General features: G+C 45.9%; 2 protein-coding genes. One reads left to right on the top strand and one right to left on the bottom strand.

Translation table 11 applies throughout. The features are described from left to right. Positions 1-911, top strand: a 911-nt coding sequence (gene manA / locus R8269_RS24175) for a mannose-6-phosphate isomerase, class I (RefSeq protein ID WP_318222771.1), incomplete at its 5' end; no start/stop codon positions are given. Positions 912-991: 80 nt separating this feature from the next. Here manA and R8269_RS24170 read toward each other — a convergent pair. After that, on the bottom strand, positions 992-1,500 hold a 509-nt coding region (locus R8269_RS24170), incomplete at its 5' end, for a hypothetical protein (RefSeq protein ID WP_318222770.1).

Raw genomic sequence — 1,500 nt, 5'->3', positions numbered from 1 at the left:
CCGCTGAGAAAGCGCTGTCGATTCAGGTGCACCCAAACAAGCAACAAGCAGAACTAGGTTTTGCACTGGAAGAAAAACAAGGCATTCCCCTAACCGCTGCAAACCGTAACTACAAAGATCCAAACCACAAACCAGAATTGGTTTACGCGCTAACCGAATACCAAGCGATGAATGGCTTCCGCCCAACAAGTGAAATCATCAGCTTCTTCTCTGAGCTGGCGATTCCTGAGCTGCAAGGCTTGGTGGATGACCTTATCGACAATCAAACTTCCAAAGGATTGGCGAGCTTCTTCTCCGGTCTATTGTCACTGGAAGGCGAACAGAAAGAGATGGCGTTGACGGTGCTATTGGCACAAGCTCGCATCACCGACTTGCCTCTGTTCAACCTGATCTTGGAGTTAGAAACGCAATACCCGGGCGACATTGGTTTGTTTGCACCCTTGCTACTCAACGTTATCACGCTGAAACCAGGCGAAGCGATGTTCTTGGATGCAGAAACGCCACACGCGTACTTGAAAGGGACGGGGCTTGAGATCATGGCGAACTCAGACAACGTACTACGCGCAGGTTTAACACCGAAGTATATGGACGTAAAAGAACTCGTTGCATGCACACGCTTCGAAGAAAAACCATTCGATACCCTACTGCTTGCACCAATCGAAAACAACGACATGTTGGAATACCCAATTCCCGTCGACGATTTCAAATTCGCGATTGTAAAGCAGGCCAACCAACGAACACTTGATGTAAGAACCGCAGAAATCCTGTTGCCGCTAGATTCCCCGCTCGTGATTACACACGCAAATGGTGAAACGTGTGTAGTAGATAAAGGCCAATCTGTTTTCATCCCAGCTTACGCCAAACAATACACCTTGAATTGCGAAGGTCGCGTTGCACGGGCTTACAGTTGATTCAAATTGAAACAAAAACGCCTCGCAATTTAAGCGAGGCGTTTTCTTTTTCACTCGAGCTATTTTTGTGGCGGTGATAATTAATTAAATATTTGCGGCATCAAACAAGAATTAATCTCGCTGTTGTTGTAGTTCAAAGTGTCCAGTAATTCACCTTGCACAGTCAGGCTCTTAATTCCCATGTGCCGCATATCAGATTCAGTGTAATACCAACCATTCGCGAGCGTTGAACGTTGGCATGTATTCGTTCTTGTATGCCCATAAACGGTAATATTTGGATCCACTCCTACTTTGTTGTAGAACTCCGCTTCTTTAATTCGTAAGCGAGTAAGATAGCGATAAAACTGCTTTTCGTATTGCGAAGGAACCGATTGATCCCACATCTCGTCACTCTGATTCGCGCCACCATGCCACCCAATAAGCGCATCTTTTCCAATCACCACACTTTTCGCCGCAGGCAATATGTAATTCGCGCAAGCAGAAAAACACAATTGGCTGACGATCACATCCATATCGTTGTTTTTTATGAAGTGACCAAACTCGATCCCGACGCCAATATCACCACCACTACTGGTAATACGTAATGTTG

This window comes from Vibrio sp. Vb0667 (assembly GCF_033391095.1).
This window is presented reverse-complemented; position numbering and strand designations above follow the sequence as displayed.